Here is a 25,129-nt window from a genome sequence, read left to right as displayed (position 1 = left end):
TATAAGGATATGAATAGCTCGCTAAATATGTCTATAGGAATTATGTTTTCCACTATCAATCCTGCATGAGGAATGGATAAGTGTATTCTGTAGGAGACTGGAATGTCTCTTTGATGTTGCGTGGGTTGACCCAACGGAGGAGGTTGAGTGGTCCTCCGGCCTTGTCGTTTGTTCCCGAAGCACGAGAACCACCGAATGGTTGTTGTCCCACTACTGCACCGGTAGGTTTGTCATTGATGTAGAAGTTACCCGCTGAGAATCTCAATGCATCCAATACGTCTCTGACAGCATATCTGTCACGAGAGAAGATCGAGCCTGTGAGACCGTAAGCTGTCGAACCATCCACGAGCTTGAGTACCTTTGTGAAGTCTTCATCCTCGTATACGTACACTGTGAGCACCGGACCAAAGATCTCTTCCACCATGCTCTTGTATGTGGGATTTGTTGTTTCGATGACTGTTGGTTGGACGAAGTATCCTACGCTCTTGTCACACTTGCCACCTATGACAACTTTCGCATCGCTCGCTTTCTTAGCATGATCGATATAGCTCTTGATGTTGTCAAACGAAGCCTCGTCGATAACTGCGTTGATGAAGTTGGTGAAGTCGTTGACATCTCCGATCTTCATGCTTGATACCATTTCTTCGAGGAGACCTTTGATTTCTTTCCACAAAGATTTTGGGATGTACGCACGAGATGCAGCTGAACACTTCTGACCTTGGTATTCAAATGCTCCACGAGCCAATGCCACTGCAACTTCTCTCGGATCTGATGAAGGGTGCGCAAGGACGAAGTTTTTACCTCCTGTCTCCCCGACGATCTTAGGATATGAGCGATAGTTGGAGATATTGTTACCAATACCCTTCCAAAGAGCGTTGAATGTCGCTGTCGAGCCTGTGAAGTGGAATCCTGCAAACGATGGATCTGCAAGTACTTCCTTACCGATCATGCTACCCTGACCGGGGATGAAGTTCACGACACCTGCAGGTAAGCCTGCTTCTTCGAACAACTTCATGAGGAAGTAGTTGGAGTGAAGAGATGTTGTAGATGGCTTCCATACGCAGGTATTACCCATCATCGCAGGTGCGAGGTTGAGATTGGCTGCTATGGATGTGAAGTTGAATGGAGTGAGGGTAAACACGAACCCTTCGAGAGGACGATATTCCAAACGATTGAAAACACCTTGTTCTGAAAGAGGCTGCTCTGAGTATATCTTTCCTGCATAATATGCGCTGAATCTCAAGAAGTCGATCATCTCACATGGAGCATCGATCTCTGCCTGCATGGGGTTTTTAGATTGACCGACCATGACCGAAGCATTGAGGTCGTAGCGGTACTTACCGGAGCAAAGTTCAGCAAGTCTCATCATGATAGAGGCACGCTCGAGCCATGGCATCTTTGACCACTCTTTGTGAGCTTTATTGGCAGCTTTGATAGCAGCTTTGACTTCCTTTTCGCCCGCTTTGTGGTAGGTTGCGATGACTTTCTTGTGATTGTGAGGCATCACCACCTTTCCTACATCTCCTGTGCGGACTTCCTTTCCGTCGATGATGAGGGGGATTTCGATCTCCTGAGTTTCCCACTTCTGCACTGCAGCCTTGAGAAGTTCTCGATCTTTAGTCCCGGGAGCATATGTCTTGACCGGTTCGTTTACAGGTCTTTCAAACGCATATAAAATATTGTCCATAGGTAATAAATTTTATCTGATTTTATAGTTCAACTGCTTTAATAACTAATCTCATGAGCTTATTGTTTATTTATGCTCATAAATCTCTCCCATCATACACCTTGCTGAGCCTCCTCCGAGCGTCTCTATGGTCAGAAGAGAGGGTGCCAGGATGCGGGCGTGAGACTCTATCTGTCGTATCTGATCCTGTGTGAGGCTGTCGTACGCCTGACGAGACATCACCATGAGAGGATAACCTGTATCGTGAGTGCGTACCGAGAGCATATTGCCGGCATATTTGTACACTTGATCGAGTGTGATGTCCACTATCTCATGCCCTGTGCTTTTTAGGCTTTCCACGACTTTTTCACGCTCTTTCTCGTCTCGGATGCACTCCAAGCATATCACTGCAAACTTCTCAGCAAGAGCCATCATGACGTTGGTGTGGTAGATCGGTAGCCCCTGACGGTCGAGAGCATCAAACACGACGGACTTGTACCCCATCTCTTGACAGAAGATATCAAGTAATGGCTCCGAGATGCGCTCCGATCGGCATGCATAGACGATCTTGTTCACTCTATCCAAGATGAGACAACCTGTCCCCTCCAGCATCAGCCCTTTTTCCCGATAAGGTCTGAGGTCTGTCACCTTGACCGGATCAAAGGCCGTTTTAAGGGTCTGAAAAAGTGCATTTTTGTAACTCTCCTTGTTGCGATTGTCCGTGTACATCGGATAGAGCATCATTGTCCCGTCTTCGTGGGTCGAAAACCAGTTGTTGGGGAACAATGAGTCCGGTGTGGCGGGAGACGCTGTGTCCTCCGCGACAACGACCTTGACACCATTGTCCCTAAGTAGGGTCACAAAGGCATCAAACTCTGCGAGAGCCAACTCATGAGACTTCTCTATGAGCGCAGGGTCGGGAGTCTGAAAGTGATTGTCTTCGGCGGTATGGATGTTGAAGGTGAAGTTGTAAGGTCTCACCATAAAGACGGTATCCGTCGTCTGTCTTGATTGAGTTGCCATAGGCCAATGGGAGATTTATGCAATGTTTACTGAGATAGCTCTTCGAGTGCGGATCTGATGATGCCAATAGCTTCCAAGAGTTGCTCTTCGGTGATACATAGTGGTGGTGCAAATCTGATGATATGTCGGTGTGTAGGCTTTGCGAGAAGCCCCTTATTGGCCATCACCTCACATACGTTCCACGCTTCATATCCGTTGTGAGGCTTGATCACTACTGCATTGAGTAGACCTTTGCCTCGGACGAGAGAGATGAACGGACTGTCGATGGCTTCGAGTTCGCGACGGAATACCTCTCCGAGGCGTTCTGCATTTTCTATCAGGTTTTCTTCTTTTACGACAGTAAGGGCTGCTCTTGCTACCTTACAAGCCAGAGGGAAGCCTCCGTATGTCGAGCCGTGCTCACCCGGCTTGATGGTCAACATCACAGGGTTGTCTGCCAATACGAGAGACACCGGAAGTACACCTCCGGATATGGCCTTGCCGAGTAGTACGATATCAGGACGCACTCCCTCGTGATCGCAAGCCAGCATCTTCCCTGTGCGGGCGATACCCGTCTGGATCTCATCGGCGATGAAGAGGGCATTGTGCTTGCGACAAAGTTCGACCAAGCCCTTGAGATAGCCGTCGTGTGGGACAACGACTCCGGCTTCGCCTTGGATAGGCTCCGCAAGCACTCCGGCGATCTTGTCTCCATACTCATTCATTACCTTTTCGAGAGCTTTCAAGTCATTGTAAGGTACTTTTATAAAGCCCGGAGTGTGAGGCCCGTAATCTGAGAATGAGTCCGGGTCTGTAGACATGGATACGATACTGATCGTACGTCCGTGGAAGTTGCCTTCGCACACGACGATGATCGCTTTGTCCGCAGGTATCCCCTTGACACGGTATCCCCAGCGGCGTGCGAGCTTGAGACCTGTCTCCACAGCTTCGGCACCACTGTTCATCGGCAACATTTTGTCGTAGCCGAAGTAGTTGTGTATAAACTCCTCAAATGGCCCCAATGCGTCGTTGTAAAATGCTCTCGAAGTGAGACAAAGTGTCTCTGCCTGCTGAGTAAGTGCAGCGATGATCTTGGGGTGGCAGTGACCTTGATTGACAGCTGAGTATGCCGAAAGGAAGTCAAAGTACTTTTTATCGTCTACGTCCCATACAAAAGCCCCTTTGCCTCTCGAAAGTACTACGCCAAGGGGGTGATAATTATGTGCTCCGAACTGGTGTTCTTGATCAATGAATTGTTGTGCTTTAGGTGAAATGTTGAGCATAGTTTAGTATTTTGTTTTAATGTGATGTTAAATATCTTCGTGGTTTTGAATAAACCTTTACAAGGTATATAAAATCATCTAATAAAACAATAATCCGGGCTGTTTTATTGCCGTTCTAAAGTCTAATTGTCAATCGTAGATCCGTGTTTTCGGGGTATGGGGAGTTTTTATGTGTTTTGTCCTTATTCTGTCGGTGTAGAGGATGTTGTCGGAGGGGGTAGAACAAGTTGTCTAACTTGATCTCTCAAGTTAGACAACTTAATTCATCAAGTTAGACACCTTGATTTAGAAAGTCCCTTACCCTGTGGTGTACTGAAAAAAGTTGACAGTAGTGGAGGCAAGTTTCATACTTAGTTTACACAATAGATCTTTATAATAGTCTTGGGTTTACGGCGTCCTTTGGTTAGGGCCATAAACGTTGACACGATGCAAATTTGGCTCTTTGTTCGGGATTCATCATTGCATAGAGCTTAGGAGAGATTGTCCAATCTTGTCCTTTGGTGGGGACAAGGAGATTTTGAACTTCTTTCTGCAATAGTTGCATGGGTGTCCGTCCTCCGATAGACTGATGTGGGCGAGCTTCGTTGTACATCCGGACGGCTCGTGCCACTGCTTGCTTTGCTTCCTCGAGTGTTTGGTCCTCGGAGGAGATATACCACGAGTTTTTCAGGGTGTTGTTTATCCTTTCGGCCGGGGCGTTATGAAGCGGGTCTCCCGTACGGGTCATGCTGATGCGGCCCCCCCCGATCGGTGAGAAGTTTCGTGTACCGGGTAGAAGCGTACTGTACTCCCCGGTCGCTGTGACGGATCATTTCTTTGATGTCTGTCTTATGTCTTTTATAGAAGTCAAATGCTTGTTCGAGGGCCGAGATACAGCCCTCCACTTCAAGTGTCGGGTGCAGACAGTGCCCCACGATACAACGGCTGTATACATCTGTAAGGAGGGATAAACAGGCGAAACCGCCACGATAGGAGATGTAAGTGATGTCAGCCACAAGGAGATCTCCCGGCTTCTTGGACTCATATTTCGATTCGGTATTGAGCAGATCTTCGTATTTGTGGAAGTGATGGTCGGAGTTGGTTGTATGGGGGCGATAACGTCGCTTACGAAGTATTAACTCATTGGCTCTCATCAGGGCACAGAAGCGATCTCTGCCGATGAGGAACTTTTCCCCGAAGTATTCTTTGCACAGCAGGAACAACTCCCTGAAGCCGGCTTTGGGAAGGTGTTCTCTCCTTCGCAAATGCCTGAAGTAGAGGATGATGCTTGTCTCCAAGATCTCTGATTCGTAGGGACTTGGAGTCCTGAGGTTGCGTTTATAGTAAGCCTGACGGCTGAAGCCGGGCAGTTCGCAGAGAAGAGTGACAGGATGATGAGGCCGATTGTCCTCTGACAAACGCTGAACTACTTGGCTTCGGAGTTTTTTCTTATCTCGATGCCGTGGGTTTCTTCTGCCAATTCAACGAGCAACTTGTAGGCTTTGTGTCCCGGCTCCTCGTGTTTGAGTTTTGCTCTGAGCTGACGGATCTCCTTGCGAAGACGTGCTAATTCCTTTTGTTCGCTCATGCTGAGCGCATTATCATCTGTCGGAGTTTTCATGACTTCTGTTTTAAGCTTGTCTGATAACCCGAATTTACGAAGCCAAAAGTAAATACTCCCCCGATTCAAGCCATATTTCTTCTCGATGGCATACTTGCTGAGGTCCGAGCCGAGATATTCTTCGAGAATGTGAAGGCGCTCCGGAATACTGAAATGTTTGGTTAGTGGGTTCTTGATTTTTTCTCCTCCGCTACTGTCAACTTTTTTCAGTACACCACACTGCCACAATTGTAAGTTAGACTGTCCTCTCTATTAGTGAACTGAAAATGGGGATGCAATCTTGGCAGCATTGCCCCTGTCTCATGTGTTTTGCCGCACTATGGCTATAAAACAAGAAACCCCACTCAGAACATATCTGAGTGGGGTTTCTTGTTTGTTCGTGACCCTTTTATAAGGTCAATCAGAGTTGATTATAAGTCGTCTTCGATAGCTGTAGACTTCGCGTATGCGCTGGGCTTTGCTTCGAAGAAGTCTGTCTTGATGAGGTTGGCATTGCTGTACTGAGACACCCACTTCATGCTTTCGGGCTCTTCGTCATATCCTTCGTAGATAGTGCCAAGTCCGATGCTGCGTGATCTTTGGTTGGCAAGATACATGATGTAATCCTTGACCATCTGTTTGTTGAGACCTTCAATGTCGTCACCGATGACATAATCTCCCCACTTCATTTCCTGCTCTGCTCCTTCTTTGATCATTGCTCTGTAAGTAGCTTTGCTCTCTTCTGTAAAGAGTTCGGGCATTTCTTTTTGAAGCTCAAGGATCATAGATCTGAAGAGCCATAGGTGGGTGTTCTCATCACGGTTGATGTAGCGGATTTCTTGTACCGATCCTGGCATCTTGCCGTTTCTGCCGAGATTGTAGAAGAACATAAATCCGGAGTAGAAGTAGACCCCTTCGAGGATATAGTTTGCTACCATGGTTTTGAGGAGCTGTTCCGGGCTTTTGTTTTCCTGAAACTCGTTGTAGATGTCTCCGATAAACTTGTTGCGTGCGAGCAAGTGTTCATCGTCCTTCCATTGGTAGAGGATGCTTGTGCGCTCTTCGGGCGAACATATAGTGTCCAGCATATAGCTGTAAGACTGTGAGTGTACGGCCTCTTGGAAGGCTTGGATCGTGAGACACAGATTGACTTCGTTTGCAGTGATGTACTCACCCACGTATGGGAGGTTGGCTGTCTGGATACTGTCAAGGAAGATGAGGAACGAAAGTATCTTGTCATAGGCCGTCTTTTCTTGTGAGGAAAGCAGACGATAGTCCTTGACGTCCTGGCTCATATTGATCTCTTCCGGTATCCAGAAGTTGTTCATGGCTTGACGGTACCATGTGGATGCCCAGCTATATTTCATGTTGTTAAAGTCATTGAGATTGGTGGTGTTCCCATTGATAAGCTGACGCTTGTTGACTTCGACATCTCCATGTTCGTTGAAGAGAGCTTTGCGCTTTAGTTCTTCCATATCGTGTATATATTATATCGGTGAATATTTAGTAGCCCCCGGGGAAATTAAGCTGAACAAGTCTCACACTCTTCCACCTCGAGGGATTTGCTTCGTACATAGTATAGTGTTTTGACACCTTTGCTCCATGCTCTCAGATAGAGATCCATGACACCTCTGAAAGTGACGGTCTGATCGATAAAGAGATTGACCGATTGAGATTGATCCAAGTGGCGTTGACGGACAGCAGCTGCATCGATGATCCAGTTTTGATCCATCTGGTGAGCTGTCTTGTAGAGCCAGAATGTAGCGTCTGAGAGTTGTGGCGCAACACGAGGAACGATGCTTCCCTTCTTTTCCTCAAGGAAGTAGCGATCCATTACCGGGTCTGTTCCTGCCGTAGTTCCGGCAATGATTGAAGTCGAACTTGTGGGAGCAATAGCCATGAGATAGCCGTTGCGTAAGCCCTTTGCGTGAACATCGGCAGAGAGTGCTTTCCAACGGTCGCTCGTATAGTTGCGATCAGTGAAATAGTTACCGTTGTCCCAGTCACTACCTTTGAAGTGTGAGTAAGCGCCCTTTTCTTCTGCAAGTTGGCATGACGCTTGGATCGCGTAGTAGTTGATCTTTTCAAATACCTTATCCATAAATGTCAAGTGCTCGTCACTCTCCCAACGGATGTTGTGCTTAGCCAATAAGTGATGATAACCACTTGTACCAAGCCCTATCGGACGCATACGTTGGTTGGTTATCTCTGCATAAGGGATAGGATAGAAGTTGAGGTCGATGACGTTGTCAAGAGCTCTGACAACAGTACTGATGACTTGTTGCATCTCCTGTTCATTCTTGACGTTGATATTACCAAGTACCAATGATGCAAGGTTGCACACGACAAAATCTCCCGGTATGGTTTCCTCGACGACGATATCTTGCCCATCTTCGAGTTTGACATATCTTTGTTTTGTTTTGATTGCCTTTTGATTTTGAGCAATCTCCGTACAGAGGTTTGAGCAGTAGATGATACCTTGGTGTTTATTTGGATTGAGTCTGTTGACCGTATCCCTATTGAAGATAAACGGTGTGCCTGTTTCGACAGCAGACTTGATCAAGAGGCGCACAAGGTCTTTTACCTTGATTGCACGCTTTGCTATACGGTTGTCTTGCAGACATTCTTGATAGCGACGCTCCCATTCCTCACCATAGAAGTCTTCCAAGCTATATCCTTTAGCCGTCTGAACTTCATGTGGACACATCATGTACCAGTTACCATCAATGTCTTCCTGTACCATACGCCAGAATAGATCCGGGAAACAAACGCCCGGGAATACATCATGGGCCTTCATGCGGTCGTCTCCGTTGTTGGTACGTATCTGTAGGAATTCTGGCATGTCCTTATGCCAAATATCGAGATAGATAGCTACCGAGCCTTGACGTACCCCGAGTTGATCGACCGCTATTGCCGTATCGTTACACAACTTGATCCATTTAAGGACACCACCGGCAACACCCTTGAAGCCGCGGATGTCACTACCAACGGCTCTGACCTTACCCATATAGATCCCCATACCGCCCCCAAACTTAGACACTTGTGCAAAGTTATTGATGGTCCTGTATATCCCTATAAGGCTATCAGGCATGACATCCTCAAAGCAACTTGATAACTGGCTCAACGGTTTACGGGCATTACTCATTGTTGGAGTTGCCATCGTAACCTTGAGGGTGCTGATGATGTCATATATCTTCTTTGCCCATTCAACTTTGTTATCACCTTCGGGGATAGCCAAGTGCATGGCGATACCCATAAACATCTCTTGAGGTCTCTCAAGCAACTGATGGTTGTGATTGGTGATGAGGTAACGCTTGCAGATAAGGTGGAGCGAACTATATGTCAATAAGTTATTGCGTGAGTGATCAAGGTACTCTTCAAGTTCCTTGACTTCTTCAAAGGTATAAGCATCAAGCATATAAGCACCATAAAGACGCTCATCTGTGAGGTAGCGTAATTTGTCGTAAAAAGAAGAAAAGCCAAGGTGCTGTTCGTGCTGACGTATGCTTCTCTCAGACTTTAGGAGCAGTAGGCGAGAAGATACGAATTCCCAGTTTGGTGCTTCCGGAGTGATAAGTTCGACAGAGGCCTTGATGAGAGTATCGAGAATGTTGACATCTTCCTTATAGAAGGATTGAAATTTCACAAGCAGAAGATCAAGGCTGTATTGACGTGCGCTATAAGAAGCCTGAACATCCTTTAGTAGACGGATGATTTCTTCGTCGTCAATGACTTGTCTGAAGCTTTCGATGACCGCTCTGAACTCACTGCGCTTGTCTCGATAGAGGATATAGGCTTTAGCTACCTTGTAGTAGCCTCTTTTCATGAGCTCCGTTTCGACCATGTCTTGTATGGTCTCCACAGAGATGGATTCCTTGTCTCCTATCTGAGCTGAAAGTTCGTCACATATGAGATTGAGTGCACTTTTGGATATCTTTTCTCCGCAGGCTGTAAACGCTCTGTTTATCGCTCTTTTTATCTTGTCAAAGGTAAAGTCTTCGAGTCTTTGATCTCGCTTAATTATCTTCATTGTTCGGGGTTTTTCAGCACGTTGTGTGTTATTAAATTTATCAATATACGGTTGACCATATAGGCATTTGGAGCTCAAAAGTAGTAAAAGTTTTCCACTTTTCGGCTACTCTTTTGTTTTAAATTTAAGATGTGTGTTAAATATTTTTATGTCACTTATTGTAAAATGCTCGTAAGTCTACTCGGGGGGTGAGTAGTGAGGATAACCTGATTGTTGCTAATAAATGTTTTTTTATGGGCTTAGTTTCATGGTTATAATTCCTTATTCAGAGCATGTGTAGTTAGATAATTAGATGTTTAACACTTCTCTATGTCGGCGTATTGCGGAAATTTATTTTGCTTCCCCTCCTTGCCGGTTTATTCAATCTTTTGCTTTTGTAGGAGAGTAAAATTTCCTGTATTGAGGAGGGATGTTTACAAAATTAAGAAAGGGCATGCCAACATATTTGGCATGCCCTTTACGTATGTTTAAGGAATATTTGCCTTTAATTACTTGTCAAAAAGTTCCTTGAATCTTTCTTCCCACAACTTATAGTAGTTGCGAGTTTTTGTGTCCTTTGCCGAGGCAGCGCGCTGACGGTACAGGCGGCGTACCTCGTGGAGGCGAGAGAGTAGGGCAGGCTTTGTTTCGTACTCTGCAGGTGTAGCAGGTATCAATGTCATTCTGAAGAAAGATGTGTTGTCTTCAGACTTGCCCAACGCGCAAGAGTGACAGCTGTGGCAAGGCATTGTGCTGAAGAGTTTGTCTACAGATTCTGCAGCTTCTTCCAAGCGTTTACGAGCTTGTGTGCTTGCAGCAGGTTTGGGTGATCCATATGCGATAAGCGTGCTGATACCTGTATTTTCGATAGCTATATCAGCATCAGATAGCTTGCGTCCTGAGTAAGATGCAGCGAATATCTCACGAGTTGCATCGTTGAGCATTTCCTCTATCGGATACTTGGTGCTCTTCTTTGCTCGATTACCCTCTACGACACCGAGAAGGCGGTGTGGAGCCAACATGTTGCCTATTACCGAAGGGATAATGCTGTAATATAGCACAGCATCAAACGCTGACGCCGACATGTCGTAGCTCTGTAGGGTTTCTGCGTCAAATAGCCACTTGTCCATATCTCTCAATTGACCTACAAGCCACTTGATTGCCTTTTTCTGACGTGCCTTGTCGATGTGTGTTACAGGATAGTTGCCATCGCCTTGTCTGTTCTCATAGTACTCGCGACCACCTATGTAAGGAGCTACGTGTTGAAGGTGACGGACAAACTGTGTTGCGATTTCCTTGTGCGTCTGTTGGAGGTTGTCTGCTCTTCTACCCGGTTCACTCTTCCACTCTTTGTAGTGCTTCATGATGATCTTGAGATTGGAGATGCTGTTGTCTCCCGCCTTGATGTGATCGTTACTCAAGTCTTCTGTCTGATCTGTCGGGTCGAGTATTGTCATTTGCTGAGCTCCAAATACATATTTGGGGTCATGTTTCTTTGCCTCAATCCAAGATGAGAGGGTTGTGTACTCATCTTTGAAGTTGGTGATATCAGGGATGAGACGATATCCCCAGTTGATCGCATGGATGTCGTATACACCGACGAGAGGTGGGGTCAACTTGACACCCTTTTCAAAGTCTCCGGGCTGAGCAACAAAGTTGTTACGAGCATAGTCCATGATACTTGGTGTCGTACCATATTTTTGGGTAAATGCAGGGTCTCTCAACTGCTCGACTGTGAATGCGTAAGAAGCTCCCATGTTGTGCATGAGTCCGAGTGTGTGACCTATTTCGTGTGCTGCCACGTATCTCATAGACTCTGCCATTACTTCATCGGGGAAGACAGTTGTACGGACACGCTTGTCTACGGCTGCAGTCTGGGTAAATCTCCAGTTGTGGAGGAGTTCGGTGATGTTGTGATACCAGATTACATCTGCGTTGAGGATTTCACCGCTACGAGGGTCTACATAGCTTGGACCCATTGCATTGGCGATGGTTGTCGTAGCATATTTTACGCAAGAGTAGCGTAGGTCATCCGGATCAAACTCCGGATTTTCCTTTGCTGAAGGATAATCTTTGACGATGACGGCATTTTTGAACCCGGCTTCTTCAAATGCGATATTCCAGTCTGCTATACCCGCCTTCACAGCGCCTTTCCATTTCTCAGGGAATACCGTATCAACGTAGAATACAATAGGCTTGACAGGCTCTACGAGTTCACCACGGAAGTAGGCTGCCGAGTCTTTTGGCTCGAGTCTCCAACGATGGATCACCTGATAGCGTTCGAGTTTGTCTTTGTTTGTTGTAAACTGAAGACGACCGGAAGAGAAATAACCGACTCTATTGTCTTGAAGTCTCATCTGCATAGGTTGCTCCGGGAGGAGTACCACAGATCTGTGTGTCTCGATCGTATATGGTTGATCTGCATTGCGATAAGCAAGGACATTTTTCACTTCCACGTTCTTTGGGAAGCTCTTTACACTGCTGAAGTATGAAGCACCGGGGATGGGAGCACCATTGTTTTTTCCATTTTTTGCCAAAGGCGAGATGCTCATCTCGGCACCCATGAAGAAAGCCGTCATGTCGATGACAGTGTTTTGTTCGTTGGTAGCAACGGCATCAAATACCCTGAGGATAGGCTTGCTGTAGTTTTTATCAAAGGAAGGGGCTATGGGATCTGTCCTGTCTATCGAGTTGTGTGTAGGGACATAGTACATAAATACTTTTTTGCCCTGTTTCTCAAGTCTGAATAGTATAGGATCGGAAACCATCTGTCCGGCAACAAAATCATTGTTGTCCGAGGTCCTTGAGATACGATTGGATAGGAGTAGATCTCTGCCGTAAATAGAGTCTTTGAGTTCAAAGTATAGCTTGTCATCTTTGAGGATCGTACGTACAAGTCCATCCGTGATTTCCGCACCGGAAGTGAGTTCGGAGTACTTCTTGGCTTCCGGAGATGGAGCTTTACCTTGATTTTTCTGTGCGTCTTCTTTTGCCTTACGACGCTTGCTCTTGAAGATGTTCTTGATCTTGGAGCAGGACTGCTGGTCTACAGTCACGCTCTGTGCAGACATCTCCATGCTACCCATTGCTGCGATGAGCAATGCGGGTAGTAGATAACGATGTTTCATTGATAAGTAAGATTGAATTTAATTTTTTTATTGTATGGAGCACAAAGATAGTATAATTGACTGATATATCTTAACTGCAGAGTGCAAATACTCGGGTGTCCAAGGTGATGGGAGTATGGGGCTGTTTGATATCGGCTCGATTTGACTTGTAGTCCTTCCTTATGAGGCTATCCTAAATTAAATATTGAGAAAAAAGACGTACATCTGTCGAAATTCAGGTGTCTAACTTGATGAATGAAGTTGTCTAACTTGATACGTCAAGTTAGACAACCTTTTTTATACCCTTTCAAGTCTTTGAGGATACGTGGTTTACGGTAAGCTTCAATGTGGGGCATTTTGGGGAGTTACAATGCTCCGACTAAATATTATAGCATATGTGTCCCTGAAAATATAGGGCCTCTCATCACCGGGGAGAGTTTTTTTTGCCTGTCAAATGATGTTCGGTACCTGCAAAGATTATTATCTTTACCGCTCATTAAGTAAAATTGTAATGACCCAACATCAAGAATATTTATTCAAGCAGGTAGAGCAGGCCCTTCAAAGCGTCGTCTCTGAAGATTGCAGACCTGATGGTCTCTATGCTCCTATAAAGTATGGATTGTCTATGGGCGGGAAGAGGCTGCGCCCATTGTTGACGCTCTTGGCCTATCGCCTTTTTCTGCCACATGGAGATCTTGGCATGCCTCTTAGAGCGGGGGTAGCCTTGGAGATCTTTCACAACTTTACACTCTTGCACGACGATCTCATGGATGATGCTCCCGTGCGTCGTGGACAACCCACTGTGTATCGCAAGTGGGATACCAATACCGCTATCCTCTCCGGAGATGCGATGATGATTGTTGCTTATCGGGAGTTGGCGGCCTTGCCCTCGGAACTCCTCAAACCGGTCTTTGAGGAGTTCAATGCAATGGCTCTCGGCGTGTGCGAAGGACAACAGTATGATATGGAGTTTGAGCACCGCAGTGATGTGACGGTAGATGAATACATGGCAATGATCCATGGGAAGACTTCGTGTCTCATCGCTTCATCAATGAAAATCGGAGCCATGATCGCCGGAGCTCCTTCTGAGGTCTGTGAACAAGTTTATCGTGCCGGAGATGCTTTGGGCTTGGCTTTTCAGCTCATGGATGACTACTTGGATATTTGGGGATCGGAGTCTTTTGGCAAGAGGAAAGGTGGAGATATCCTTGAGGAGAAGAAAACATGGCTCCTCATCAAGGCTCTCGAGGCTGCAAGGTTTGATGGTGATGCCCGATTGTCTGAGGCCTTGGCACTGAAGGACGATGATGCCAAGATAGCTGCAGTCACGGCATATTATGAGGCAAAAGGGTTGGACAAAGAGATTTTGTCTCTGGTTTCATCATTCTCTGAAAAGGCGATTGATATCATCGATAATTTGGAGGCTGATGTGGAGCTCAAGAGTGATCTCGCTCGACTTGTTGCTGATCTGACAACACGACAACTATGATGGGTCATCAAATGCAGCTTGTCGATACACATTCTCACGTCTTTGTTGAAGAGTTTGATGATGACAGGGATACTGTCATCGCTCGGAGTGTAGAGGCCGGTGTCGGCAAGATACTATTGCCCAACCTTGATGATCGTTCCATAGACGCAGTGTTGAGTCTTGCAGATGCGTATCCTGACGCTTGTTTCCCTATGCTTGGGATGCATCCGTCTTATATCAAGGCTGACTATAAGGAGAGATTGTCAGAGGTAAAAGCCGCATTGGATATCCATCATGGACGGTGTGTCGGTATCGGGGAGATCGGTCTCGACTACTATTGGTCATTGGAGTATAAAGAGGAGATGAACGATGCCCTACGCACCCAGCTCGAGTGGGCATTGGAGTATGATTTACCTGTGTCTCTCCACGCACGAGACGCGATCCCGGATACTGTAAAAGCTATAAGGGATGTAGGGGCAGATAGACTACGTGGTGTCTTTCATAGTTTCACCGGAAACATAGAAGAGTTGGAGGCTGTGCTGGAGCTGCCTCACTTCTATGTCGGTATAAATGGGGTGGTGACATTCAAGAACAATGACTTGAAGACCTTTATTCCCGACAGGCTGCCCCTCGATCGGCTCATAATAGAAACGGATGCTCCATATTTGGCTCCGATGCCTAAGCGTGGAAAGCGTAACGAACCTGCCTATCTTGTCTATATTTATGAGTACTTGACGGCGTTATATGGAGTCTCTCCCACAACTATGAGAGAGAAACTCTTTGCCAATTCTTGTAATTTATATAACTTTACGGTCAGATAGTCTATTTTCACGCTTCATGTCCGCAGGGAGAGCTGTGTAGAGTGGAGGGGTAATCCAAGATCAGGATACAGTCCGAGTGAAAGAGTGACGTCTTGTTTTTAAGGAGAGATGCTCGAGTGGCTGAAGAGGCACGCCTGGAAAGCGTGTATACGCCAAAAGCGTATCGCGGGTTCGAATCCCGCTCTCTCCGCAGATTTATTTCGGAAGAAATAAGTAGCCCATAGAGAATAAACAATGTATTAATCATTAATCTTAAAAAAAACGTACAATGAAAAGATTTTTTGCAAGTCTTGCGTTGGTAGGTCTCCTTTCAGTTGGATTTACTAATGCCGTTATCGCTCAAGAAGAAGCTGCTCAAGAAGCTGTGCAAACAGAAGCTCCTGCTCCTGTAGAGGAAATCGCTGCTTCACAGGAAGAAATGGCTACAGAGGTTGCAGTGACTGAAGGTGGTTTCCACCAAGCTCTTAAGACAAAGTTCATCGAAGGTGGACCTGACTTTATGGCTGCGGTTGCTATCGCTCTTATCCTTGGTTTGGCTTTCGCTCTTGAAAGAATCATCTATCTAAACCTCGCAGACACTAACAACGAAAAGTTCTTGAAGGAAATCGAAGCAGCTCTTGATAGAGGTGATGTCGAAACAGCTAAGAATATTGCTCGCGATACTCGTGGTCCTGTGGCTTCTATCGCTTACCAAGCTCTTCTTCGTATCGATCAAGGTCTCGATGTTGTAGAGCGTTCTATCGTTTCTTATGGTGGTGTACAAGCAGGTCTTCTTGAAAAGAACCTTTCTTGGATCACTCTCTTTATCGCGATGGCTCCATCTCTCGGGTTCTTGGGTACTGTGGTGGGTATGGTTCAGGCATTCGACGCTATCGAAAAGGCCGGTGATATCAGCCCAACAGTCGTTGCGGGTGGTATGAAGGTTGCGCTTATCACTACTATCGGTGGTCTTGTCGTAGCTCTTATCCTTCAGGTATTCTACAACTACCTCCTCAGCAAGTATGAAGGTATCCTCAATCGTATGGAAGATGCATCTATTTCTCTTGTAGACTTCATCGTTAAATACAATGTGAAATACAAAAAAATCTAATAGCAATGGCAGTAAGTAATATCCGTAAAGCTTCAAGCTGGACACTACTGATCGTTGCAATTATTTCAGTGATCGTATTCGCACTATTCTTCTTAGGAGGTGTAGTCAATCCGGCTGCAGCAAAGCCAGAGCCTGTGTACACCGGTGCACTCCTATATTGGGGGTATATCGTGTGTGGTCTCGCAGTGTTGGCGCTTGTGCTCTTTTCATTGCTCTCTTTTGGAAGCCAATTCAAGGCTAATCCTAAGAAGGCACTCTTGTCGTTGGGTATCATAGTTGCATTTATCTTGCTGCTTGTGGTTACTTATAACGTCGGTAGTCCTGACCCACTTCATCTCGGTCAAGACTTCCAAAAGTATAATGAGGCATCATGGTTGAAGACCGCAGATATGTGGCTCTACTCAATCTATGCTCTACTTGGATTTTCATTCATCGCTGTAATTTGGGGTGCTGTAAAGTCTTTCGTAAGTAAGAGGTAAGATTCGTAACATTAAAAAGCTAAAAAGTATGGCTAAAAGGAAAGTTCCAAGTATAAATGGCTCGTCTTCTGCCGACATCGCTTTCATGTTGCTCATCTTCTTCCTTGTGACTTCTTCGATGGGCTCAGACAAGGGGCTTGCTCGTCAGTTGCCTCCTGCTGTGCCACCCGATCAAGATGCTACCATGGACCTCAAGAAGCGTAATATGCTTCGTGTCCTCGTGAATACGGCAGGTGACATCATCTGTAATGGTGAAGAGGTTACATTGGTTCAGTTAAAGAACAAAGTTAAGGAGTTTGTCCTCAATGAACAGGATGACCCTAATATGCCCGAAATGGAGGAGATGGAAATCCCTCTCATCGGAAATGTCAAGGTCTCTAAGTATCACCTTATCTCTTTGACGAGTGTGGTAGATACCAGATACAATGACTATATCGCAGTTCAGAACGAAATAGCGAAGGCATATAGGGAATTGCGTGATGAATATGGTATGACAAAGTGGGGCAAGAAGATGTCTGAACTCTCTCAAGAACAACAAGAGGCTCTCATCAAACTCTATCCTCAGAAGATTTCAGAAGCTAACCCTAAAGAATACGGAAAGAAAAAATGAGCAAGTTTACAAAAGGCAATACACGAGAGATGCCCGAGCTGAATACGTCGTCTCTACCTGACTTGGTATTTGCGTTCCTATTCTTTATCATGATGGTGACATCTATGAGGGAAGTGACCAAGATGGTAGATTTGACGTTGCCTGTGGCTACGGAGCTCACCACGCTTGAAAAGAAGTCTCTTGCGACTTACATCTATATGGGTAAACCCCAACAAATGTATCAGTCCAAGTATGGATCTGAAACTCAGATCCAGCTCAATGATAAGTTTGCGAGCCCTAATGACATCTTTGATTTCATCGCTCAGGAGAAGGCTTCAAAGCGTGAAGCGGAAGCAGCGTTGATGACTACAGTGCTTAAGATTGACAGATACTCTAAGATGGGTATCATAAATGAAGTTAAGCAAAAGCTCAGAGATGCAGATGCTTTGAAGATCATCTATGCAGCACAACAAGGAGTTGAGTAATCGCTTACAGAGGTTACAACCGAAGTAAACTCAACTATTTAAGATAAGAGAACAGCGGTCAGAAAACAATCTCTGACCGCTGTTCTCTTATCATTGGCTAATAAATACCGTATGAGCGGATTTTGGAGATTATGTCTATATTTGCCTAACAGAGACGTTTTGCTCACTTTTGATTGGGAGCGACGTCTAATTTCAAAATTAAAGAGCACTATGATGAAAAGAGTAATAGGTCTTATAGCACTGTCATTGTTTGTTGTTGAAGTGACAACAGCTCAGACACAAATATCTGCACAGGAGTCCGATCCCAAAGTGATGGGATGGATGCGAGGTTTTCCTCCTGAGGATGAGCATAAGTTGTCGATGCATGATGGGACATTCTTTCAGTTCCCCGGATTGAGATACAGTGTTTGTCACATGCGTCAGTTCATGCCTACACTTGAGGTGAAGTGTGCAGGAAATCACAGGTATTCATGGAAGCAGGAGATTGATCCCAACGTAGGTAAGGTTTCTTTTGTTCCTTGGGGTGAAAAGAAAGCTATGACTTGGGACGAGTCAATGCAGAAAAATTATGTGGATGGCATCCTCGTGATACATAAGGGGGTGATAGTCTATGAGAGGTATTTCGGAGAACTCTCACCCGACGGACAACATGCCGTCATGTCTGTAAGTAAAACATTTGCAGGGACTCTTGCGGCAATGCTTATTGCTGAAGGGGTCATAGATGATACAAAGTATGTCAGAGAGTATGTGCCTGAGCTAGCTCAATCTGCCTTTGGAGATGCTACGGTAAGGCAGGTCTTGGATATGACTACAGCTCTCAATTATAGTGAGAATTATGCCGATCCAAATGCAGATGTGTGGATTTTCGGACTTGCCAATAACCCTTTTCCCAAGCCTCAAGGATATAATGGACCACGTAATAGCTATGAGTATTTGATGACTGTCCAAAAGTCCGGAGAACACGGCAAAGCATTTGGTTATAAGACTGTCAATACGGATGTCATAGGCTGGATCATAAGTAGGGCTACAGGACGAAAATTCACAGAGATCCTTTCTGAAAAATTATGGGCCCCCTTGGGTACAAACATTGATGGGTACTATCAGGTAGATAGCTATGGGATTCCTTTTGCAGGAGGTGGCTTTAATGCAAATCTCAGAGACTTGGGGATGTTTGGTGAGATGATGCGTTGCGGCGGGTATTTTAATGGCAAACAGATATTGCCGAACATTGTCGTTCAAGATACACAGAGAGGGGGAGATCCTCGATTGTTCGAGAAGGGGGGATATCCAAATCTTAAAGGATGGAGTTATCGAAATATGTGGTGGGTTACTCACAATGAGCATGGTGCTTATATGGCTCGTGGAGTGCACGGTCAGGCGATATATGTGGATCCCGCTGCCGAAATGGTTATTGTGCGTCTCTCTTCTCACCACACGGCGAGTAACGGTGCTAATGATCCATACTCCATACCTGCTTACCATGCTGTGGCAAAGTATCTGTTGAGCAAGAAGTAGTGATAGGATAGTACTCATTTGTAAAACGTTTTATGCCTTTTGTTTGTCGCATGGATATGAAAAGAGAAGTCAATATATTTTTGCCGATACTATTTTTAGTTTTCTGCCTTCAAGCATTTGCTTGCAAACATGATAATAATGGAAATAATAACGATGGAAAAAACTCCGTCCACTTTGATCCACGTTTCGTACATGACAATAAAGTAGATTATAAGGAGTCTCAGATTTTTTTGAAAATCGAAAGTTCGATGTCTTGGGAGATGAGCATAACAGCAGAGGATGATTTTGTCACGGCAGATATATTTTCAGGGGAAGGGAATAAGGATATTGTCCTCTTCGTAAAGAGAAATTTGAGCAGGGAGAGGAAAGCAAAAATCAGAGTTGTGTTCTCTGATAAGTCTGTGAAGGAACTAATCCTTATCCAAACAAAGGCGGATGAGCCATTGCCTGATCCTTCTGTGGCTTCACGGATGGAGATTCCCAGACTTTCAGATAGCCCTGACTCACGGTTTGTTGCACATTATACACGTACCAATAAGGGAGAAGAGGTGATGAACTTTTGTCTGGAGTTTGTTCTCTCTAAGCACCAAAGTCGTTGGGTTGCTTTTCGCTTTGATTCTCGAACTTCTCCCAAAAACGTAAAGCGGCAGGATACTTGGTCTGATGACCCTAAACTCCTTGGCCTTACTGCGATGGGAACTTATCCGTATTTCAAAGGGGTAAAGTTGGATCGTGGACATATCGTGGCAAGTAGCGATCGACTTTTTAGTAAAGAGGCGAACGAACAGACGTTTTATTACTCCAATATCGCTCCTCAGATGGGAAAGAAATTTAATCAAGGTGTATGGAGTACCTTGGAAGGTAAGGTACAAGGATGGGGACGTAATAGGACGACTGCAGATACTTTGTATGTTGTTAAGGGGATCACGATTGACCGGGAGTCTGACATCCTTGGATATGTCACTTCAAGTGAGACAAATACCAGCGTCCCTGTTGCAAAAAAATGGTATATGGCACTTTTGAAAATCAAGGATGGAAAGTACTCGGCTGTAGGGTTCCTTTTTGAACACAAGGAATATGATACTACAGTTGTTTTGCCTGAATACAGACGAACAATTAAAGAACTTCAGGATGAAGTGGGTGTGGATTTTTTCCACCTTCTTCCGGATGAAATTGAACGAGAAGTTGAGAGTTCATTCACTGTAAAAGATTGGCCTGGAATTTAGGCTCTTGCTTTCCAATGAGAAAGGATAAACTCACACTTGTACCGAAAGGAGGCCTTACAGACAGGCTTAAAGTCATTGCTTCTGCGATTTCTCTTGCTTTGGAGGCTGAGACGCGGATGGACATAATTTGGTTTTCGGATGAACGCCTATATTGTCCGTCGTATAGGCTTTTTACTCTTGATCCAATGCTTGAGGAGGCCGGTATTTTTATTCGAGAGGCTACTGCCAAAGATTGGTTCTTCAATGATCTGCCTCAGACGGGAAATGGTTTTTTGTCTTATCCTTTTTTATTCTTTCGATATGACCGGTGTTTTTCTCCGAAGGATATTCGCAGTATATGTGAGAATGGGCAGGAGCAGTTGCTTTCGTTATTCCGTGGGCGTGAGCATATCCTGATTTCTTCAGAGACCTCTTTGGGTGATCATCGTAATATGTTTGATCTTATGAAGGCATCCGTTGAGGTCAAAAACGCTTTTCAATCTAATATTTCAGATTGGAGTGATAACGTCGTTGGTGTACACTTGGATAGCTGCCGCAAAAATGATGTGTGCCATCATAACCCCATCGAGTTATTTATTAAGCGTATGCAGGGTATGATAGAAGATGACCCTTCCGTCTCTTTCTTTATAGCTTCAGATATGCCTGAGGAGCGGGAGCGCCTGTCTACGGTATTTGCCGGACGTATTTTTATGCCACACACTGTATCTCTGCTCAATACTCCAAAAGGTTGTATCAATGCTTTCGGTGAACTACTGGCCCTCTCTCAGACCAAGCACATATTGTCTACCAAAGGCGGGTCATTCTCTCAGGTAGCGGCTCTTATAGGTAATATATCTTTGGAAACATTGTCTATCTACTCTGAGTAGCTTTTTTCAAGTTGAGAAGATAATACTTTCTACTAATGGATGAGGTGTAAGGCGTAGCGTCTGCTTGATGCGGCTGCCCTGCACTGGCATTTGGATGTAACCTTTAGAGAAAATGCTTGCCGTGCTCGTAAGGATTATTCAGCGACTAATCTAAACACGCTAAGAAAGTTCGCCTTAGCCATTGTCTCGCAACATAAAGACAAGCTATCCTTACGGAAGAGGCTGTTCAAAGCCGCTCTGAATATGGACTATCTCAAAAAGATACTAAAGATTTGATGCGGTTGCCCTGGTGGATGTGGGTTGCCTTTACACCTTTTATTGTTGCATACGTTTGATAATACTGTATGCTTTATACAGACCTAAAGAGCCTGCGAGGCTCATGTCATTGTCGCCCTTGGCTTTTTCTCCAAGTGCATAATGAGATAAAGCCTTGTTGAAATATGATGCAGCGGATTGGTTGTCTTTTGCTATCGCCAAAGCAAAATGTTTTATTGCTTCTTCGTGTGCTCCTAAAGTCTGATAAACACACCCGATATTGTAGAGGATAAATCTGTCCTCAGGGTATGAAGCCTTAAGTATTTCTAATTCGTGTAGAGCCTCTTCACAAAGTTTTTTGCCTATAATCGTTGAAGATGATAGTAGGCTACTTTGGAGGGTTGTCTCCCAAGATCGTTGGCGTTTTTTAGCTTGAACTTCCTCTATGGAAATATTTTTTTCCTCAAGTGACCTCAGATACATGAGTGTTGTTGCATATTGAAATCTCAATAGGGATGTGAGAGTAGATTTTTCATCTTTGAGCATTTTTTCTATCAGAACCTTAGCTCCGGAATAATCCTTGAGGGTGAGTAGATCCATTACTCGAGCAAAGTTTTCGTCCATATTTGCCGGATCTATTGGAGATTCAAGATTCTTCTGATGTTCCGAGATGACTCTTTCGTTCAACAGCGGTAGTTGGCGAACCATCTTCAATGAATAGGGGGTATTGGGATGACCAAGATAGTTGTTGTAAGTGTTTGATTCAATGTGCCCTTTGCTTTCTTTCTCATAATATGAGAGGATGTACATAGGCTCAGGTTCAATGCTACCTTTACGATCTTGGATACGCCCTCGGAGATTTTCTTCGCTTTGATACAGATCATTATATCCTTTCTTGCGACCATCATATACCAACATCCTAAACTTCCGGATATTGTCATCTCTTTCGTCTCTCGTGTCTTTTGTATTTGGATCATCATTGGAGTCGATAGAGCTACGAGAGTTTCCTCCACGTTTTTTTAGGGATGCACGTACTTTGAGATCATTCATGATCTGAGAGGCCCTGTACATATCTATTTCTGCACCTCTAACATCTCCAATATTACGGAGGACAGATGCTCTCTGAAGATAGGCCGGTATGAAAGTTGGATGGCGATCTATGATGTAATCAAAATCTGTTCTTGCTTGGCTGTAGAAACCTAAATTTGTCAAGAGAAGTCCTCTGTTGAAGTGTGCAAAAGAATTACCCGGTTCGTACTGCAAGATGATATTGAAGTCTTCTACCGCACCATGGAGTTCTCCCACTCGGCTCCTTAGGAGTGCTCTATTATACAGTGCGAGGAGATTATTGGATTTCAAGTCAATGGCTGTGGTATAATCTGCCATTGCACCTCTGAGATTGTTAAGTTGGAAATGAATGAGTCCACGATTTGTGTACAGATCGGCGGCTTCAGGATCAAGAAATAGAGCCCTATTCAGGTAGTCTAATGCTTGATGATAATCCTTTTGAGCATAAGCTATTCCTGCCAATGAAACATAGGGAGATGTGGCAGTGGGGTTTAGTTCAGCTCCCTTTTTAAATAAGGCTTTCGCTGCTACAGTGTCTTTTTGAGAGAGGGCAATCCCACCCTCTATTAGATATGTAGGGGAATATGTAGGATAGAATCTCTTGAGTCGCTCAAGAGTTTTGCGCGCACTGATAGTGTCTTTTTGAGAAATATATAACAGAGATATGTTGTGTAAAGAACCTTGGTCATCAGGGTTGTTTTTTAGCACCTTCTCATAGTCTGATAATGCCAAGGTGTCTTTCCCTAAAGTGTGGCGGGCGATAGCTCTAAGAAAATACGCTTGATAAATATAGGGGTTGCGCTCCAAGCACAAGTTGCAGTCTTCCTCGGTGCCATGTAAGTCATCGAGACTGTATTTTGCGACTCCCCGATAGAAGTAAGGTTCTGCAATCTCAGGAGAGTAACGTATGGCAGTATTGAAATACTGAATGGCCAAAACATAGTCCTTGAAAGAAATGGCGTTTCGACCAATAGTTATGACGCGATCTGTGTCTATCTGTGCTACTACTTCTTTTGAGAGTCCTTGTAGCCCTATGATAATGATAAACAGTTGCCAGATACGCGTTTTCATGAGTTTGAGTTTTTGTTTCTACATGATGCTTTAACTTATGCCTTAGCGCTTGCAGACCGTACGATAGTGGCAATTGACTTGACCTTGAGAGATTTTAGATAGCTTAGATTTGATCATTTGCTTTCTCATCGGTGAAATCCTATCTGTGAAGAGGGTTTGCTCTATATGATCAAATTCATGCTGAAAGACTCTGGCTGCAAATCCCGTAAGGTCTATGGTCTGTGGTTGGAGTTCTTCATCAAGATATTCGACAGTGATTTCGGTGGGTCTTGATACTTTTTCCTGAATACCAGGTATACTCAGACATCCCTCATTCAGAGAGACTTCTTCATCATTATGTTTTGTTATCTTGGGGTTGATGAACACCTTCTTGAAATCTTTACATTCCGGAAAATCCTCTGCTAAAACATCCGCGTCGATGACCATGAGACGTATGGCTTTACCTATTTGTGGAGCGGCTAAACCAATGCCTTCAGCGTCATACATCGTCTCATACATGTCTTCTATCAGTTTCTTTAGATCCGGATATTTGGCATCTATTTCTATTGTCTCTTCTCTAAGTATAGGATGACCGTACAGGTAAATTGGAAGTTTCATATTTGATTATATATACCCTTATTTTTATTTTTTTCCGGACATACAGTCGACATGCTCCATATAGTCTCGTAATATTATTACTGCACTTATTTCATCGACTAGTCCTTTTTCTCTTCTTTTATGTTGCTTCAGTCCGGCTTCGATCATCGTCTGGTGTGCCAAGACTGAAGTGTATCTTTCGTCGTAGCGTACAATCTCCAAGTTTGGCAAAACCTTTCTTATCCGATTGATAACAGGATTGATATATTTGACGCTCTCAGAGTCGCTGTAATTTGCTTGTTTAGGCTCTCCGATTATAAGTTTATCTACAGGTTCTTTCTTGCAATATTCCTCCAGCCAAGCAGGTACTTGGTGAGTTGGGAGATACCCCAATCCTCCCGGGACTATTTGCATGATGTCTGTTGCGGCTATGCCAGTCCTTTTACGTCCTATGTCTATAGCGACAAGTCGTCCCATTTATTTTCTTTTTGCTATCTGAGCGAGATCTTTCATTGTTTTTTGAGTTACCGGATCTACCATCTCGGGTGCAACCTCCTTCAGTAGATTGATAACAAAAGAGCGAGTCCTAAACTCTTTATGGGGGATAGTTAGCTCATGATCGCTGTACACCAGATCTCCACACAAGATAATATCAATATCTATTGTACGATCATAGTGAGTCCCATCGTGGGATTTGTGAGTGCGTCCAAGTTCTCGCTCTATCCTCTGCGTTTCTGCCAATAGTTCTTTGGGTCTAAGGCTACTACGGACTGCGATCACTTGATTGCTGAATGTGTTTGCGGACTCAAACCCTTCCGGTTCTGAGTAGATGACGGTGGATTCTTTTATTATTTCCCCAACATGTCTTGAGATAGCTTCTCTTGCAAAGGATAGGTAATGCTGAGTATCACCTATATTCGACCCAAGACCGAGATAATATGTTCTACTTGATCTTACCATAAATAAAGAATATA

The 25,129-nt window shown here is 44.7% G+C and carries 19 protein-coding genes, 1 tRNA gene and 2 pseudogenes; 11 read left to right on the top strand and 11 right to left on the bottom strand.

The window, feature by feature from the left end; genetic code table 11:
• Nucleotides 1-55: 55 nt before the first annotated feature.
• The 7 genes and pseudogenes from pruA to Q4A14_RS00470 all read right to left on the bottom strand — a co-directional run bounded on the left by pruA (nt 56) and on the right by Q4A14_RS00470 (nt 12,667).
• Nucleotides 56-1,687 carry an L-glutamate gamma-semialdehyde dehydrogenase gene (pruA, locus tag Q4A14_RS00500; protein ID WP_303169130.1) on the bottom strand — a complete coding sequence of 544 codons (1,632 nt, stop codon included), beginning with the start codon at nt 1,685-1,687 and terminating at the stop codon, nt 56-58.
• A gap of 66 nt (nt 1,688-1,753) precedes the next feature.
• Complete coding sequence (ctlX, locus tag Q4A14_RS00495) at nt 1,754-2,689, bottom strand: citrulline utilization hydrolase CtlX (protein ID WP_303169129.1); 936 nt, start codon at nt 2,687-2,689, stop codon at nt 1,754-1,756.
• 26 nt (nt 2,690-2,715) lie between these two features.
• Nucleotides 2,716-3,951 (bottom strand): ornithine--oxo-acid transaminase, encoded by a 1,236-nt coding sequence (gene rocD / locus Q4A14_RS00490; RefSeq protein ID WP_303169128.1) that lies wholly within the window; start codon nt 3,949-3,951, stop codon nt 2,716-2,718.
• A gap of 403 nt (nt 3,952-4,354) precedes the next feature.
• Nucleotides 4,355-5,728 (bottom strand): annotated as a pseudogene (locus Q4A14_RS00485) (IS3 family transposase).
• A 233-nt stretch (nt 5,729-5,961) separates the two neighbouring features.
• Nucleotides 5,962-7,005 carry a ribonucleotide-diphosphate reductase subunit beta gene (locus Q4A14_RS00480; RefSeq protein ID WP_303169126.1) on the bottom strand — a complete coding sequence of 348 codons (1,044 nt, stop codon included), beginning with the start codon at nt 7,003-7,005 and terminating at the stop codon, nt 5,962-5,964.
• Nucleotides 7,006-7,052: 47 nt separating this feature from the next.
• The gene (locus tag Q4A14_RS00475) at nt 7,053-9,560 is read right to left on the bottom strand and encodes a ribonucleoside-diphosphate reductase subunit alpha (protein ID WP_303169125.1); all 2,508 of its coding nucleotides are present in this window, start codon (nt 9,558-9,560) and stop codon (nt 7,053-7,055) included.
• Between the two features lie 488 nt (nt 9,561-10,048).
• Complete coding sequence (locus tag Q4A14_RS00470) at nt 10,049-12,667, bottom strand: zinc-dependent metalloprotease (protein ID WP_303169124.1); 2,619 nt, start codon at nt 12,665-12,667, stop codon at nt 10,049-10,051.
• A 490-nt stretch (nt 12,668-13,157) separates the two neighbouring features.
• Between Q4A14_RS00470 and Q4A14_RS00465 the strand changes: the two genes are divergently transcribed.
• From Q4A14_RS00465 to Q4A14_RS00415, 11 genes and pseudogenes are all read left to right on the top strand, one after another.
• Nucleotides 13,158-14,135 (top strand): polyprenyl synthetase family protein, encoded by a 978-nt coding sequence (locus tag Q4A14_RS00465; RefSeq protein WP_303169122.1) that lies wholly within the window; start codon nt 13,158-13,160, stop codon nt 14,133-14,135.
• A complete protein-coding gene (locus Q4A14_RS00460) occupies nt 14,132-14,935 on the top strand; it encodes a TatD family hydrolase (protein WP_303169121.1) in 804 nt (267 codons plus the stop codon). Before Q4A14_RS00465 ends, Q4A14_RS00460 begins: the two co-directional genes overlap by 4 nt.
• A 102-nt stretch (nt 14,936-15,037) precedes the next feature.
• Nucleotides 15,038-15,125: transfer RNA gene (locus Q4A14_RS00455), tRNA-Ser, on the top strand.
• 78 nt (nt 15,126-15,203) lie between these two features.
• The gene (locus Q4A14_RS00450) at nt 15,204-16,025 is read left to right on the top strand and encodes a MotA/TolQ/ExbB proton channel family protein (RefSeq protein ID WP_303169120.1); all 822 of its coding nucleotides are present in this window, start codon (nt 15,204-15,206) and stop codon (nt 16,023-16,025) included.
• A 5-nt stretch (nt 16,026-16,030) separates the two neighbouring features.
• Nucleotides 16,031-16,504, top strand: a complete 474-nt coding sequence (locus Q4A14_RS00445; protein WP_303169119.1) for a hypothetical protein — start codon at nt 16,031-16,033, stop codon at nt 16,502-16,504.
• Between the two features lie 28 nt (nt 16,505-16,532).
• Complete coding sequence (locus Q4A14_RS00440; RefSeq protein ID WP_303169118.1) at nt 16,533-17,114, top strand: biopolymer transporter ExbD; 582 nt, start codon at nt 16,533-16,535, stop codon at nt 17,112-17,114.
• Nucleotides 17,111-17,578, top strand: coding sequence for a biopolymer transporter ExbD (locus Q4A14_RS00435; RefSeq protein ID WP_303169117.1), 468 nt, complete (start codon nt 17,111-17,113; stop codon nt 17,576-17,578). The genes Q4A14_RS00440 and Q4A14_RS00435 overlap by 4 nt, the downstream gene beginning before the upstream one ends.
• A gap of 210 nt (nt 17,579-17,788) precedes the next feature.
• Complete coding sequence (locus tag Q4A14_RS00430) at nt 17,789-19,093, top strand: serine hydrolase (RefSeq protein ID WP_303169115.1); 1,305 nt, start codon at nt 17,789-17,791, stop codon at nt 19,091-19,093.
• Nucleotides 19,094-19,149: 56 nt separating this feature from the next.
• A complete protein-coding gene (locus tag Q4A14_RS00425; protein ID WP_303169113.1) occupies nt 19,150-20,319 on the top strand; it encodes a DNA/RNA non-specific endonuclease in 1,170 nt (389 codons plus the stop codon).
• A gap of 14 nt (nt 20,320-20,333) precedes the next feature.
• Nucleotides 20,334-21,185 (top strand): hypothetical protein, encoded by an 852-nt coding sequence (locus Q4A14_RS00420; RefSeq protein WP_303169111.1) that lies wholly within the window; start codon nt 20,334-20,336, stop codon nt 21,183-21,185.
• Nucleotides 21,186-21,266: 81 nt separating this feature from the next.
• Nucleotides 21,267-21,461 (top strand): annotated as a pseudogene (locus tag Q4A14_RS00415) (ISAs1 family transposase); the annotation flags it as partial.
• Between the two features lie 39 nt (nt 21,462-21,500).
• On the opposite strand, the gene Q4A14_RS00410 reads toward Q4A14_RS00415, so the two are convergent.
• The 4 genes from Q4A14_RS00410 to folK are packed head-to-tail and all read right to left on the bottom strand — an operon-like array spanning nt 21,501 to nt 25,115.
• Entirely contained in the window at nt 21,501-23,579 is a 2,079-nt protein-coding gene (locus Q4A14_RS00410; protein WP_303169109.1) for a tetratricopeptide repeat protein, read from the bottom strand.
• 42 nt (nt 23,580-23,621) lie between these two features.
• The gene (gene def / locus Q4A14_RS00405; protein WP_303169107.1) at nt 23,622-24,176 is read right to left on the bottom strand and encodes a peptide deformylase; all 555 of its coding nucleotides are present in this window, start codon (nt 24,174-24,176) and stop codon (nt 23,622-23,624) included.
• Between the two features lie 24 nt (nt 24,177-24,200).
• Complete coding sequence (ruvX, locus tag Q4A14_RS00400) at nt 24,201-24,632, bottom strand: Holliday junction resolvase RuvX (RefSeq protein WP_303169106.1); 432 nt, start codon at nt 24,630-24,632, stop codon at nt 24,201-24,203.
• A complete protein-coding gene (folK, locus tag Q4A14_RS00395; RefSeq protein WP_303169104.1) occupies nt 24,633-25,115 on the bottom strand; it encodes a 2-amino-4-hydroxy-6-hydroxymethyldihydropteridine diphosphokinase in 483 nt (160 codons plus the stop codon).
• Nucleotides 25,116-25,129 lie beyond the last annotated feature (14 nt).

The sequence above is a fragment of the Porphyromonas sp. genome, from assembly GCF_030529325.1.
Classification (GTDB): domain Bacteria; phylum Bacteroidota; class Bacteroidia; order Bacteroidales; family Porphyromonadaceae; genus Porphyromonas_A.
Note: the sequence above shows the minus strand (reverse complement) of the source record. Positions and strands in the feature narration are given on the sequence as shown.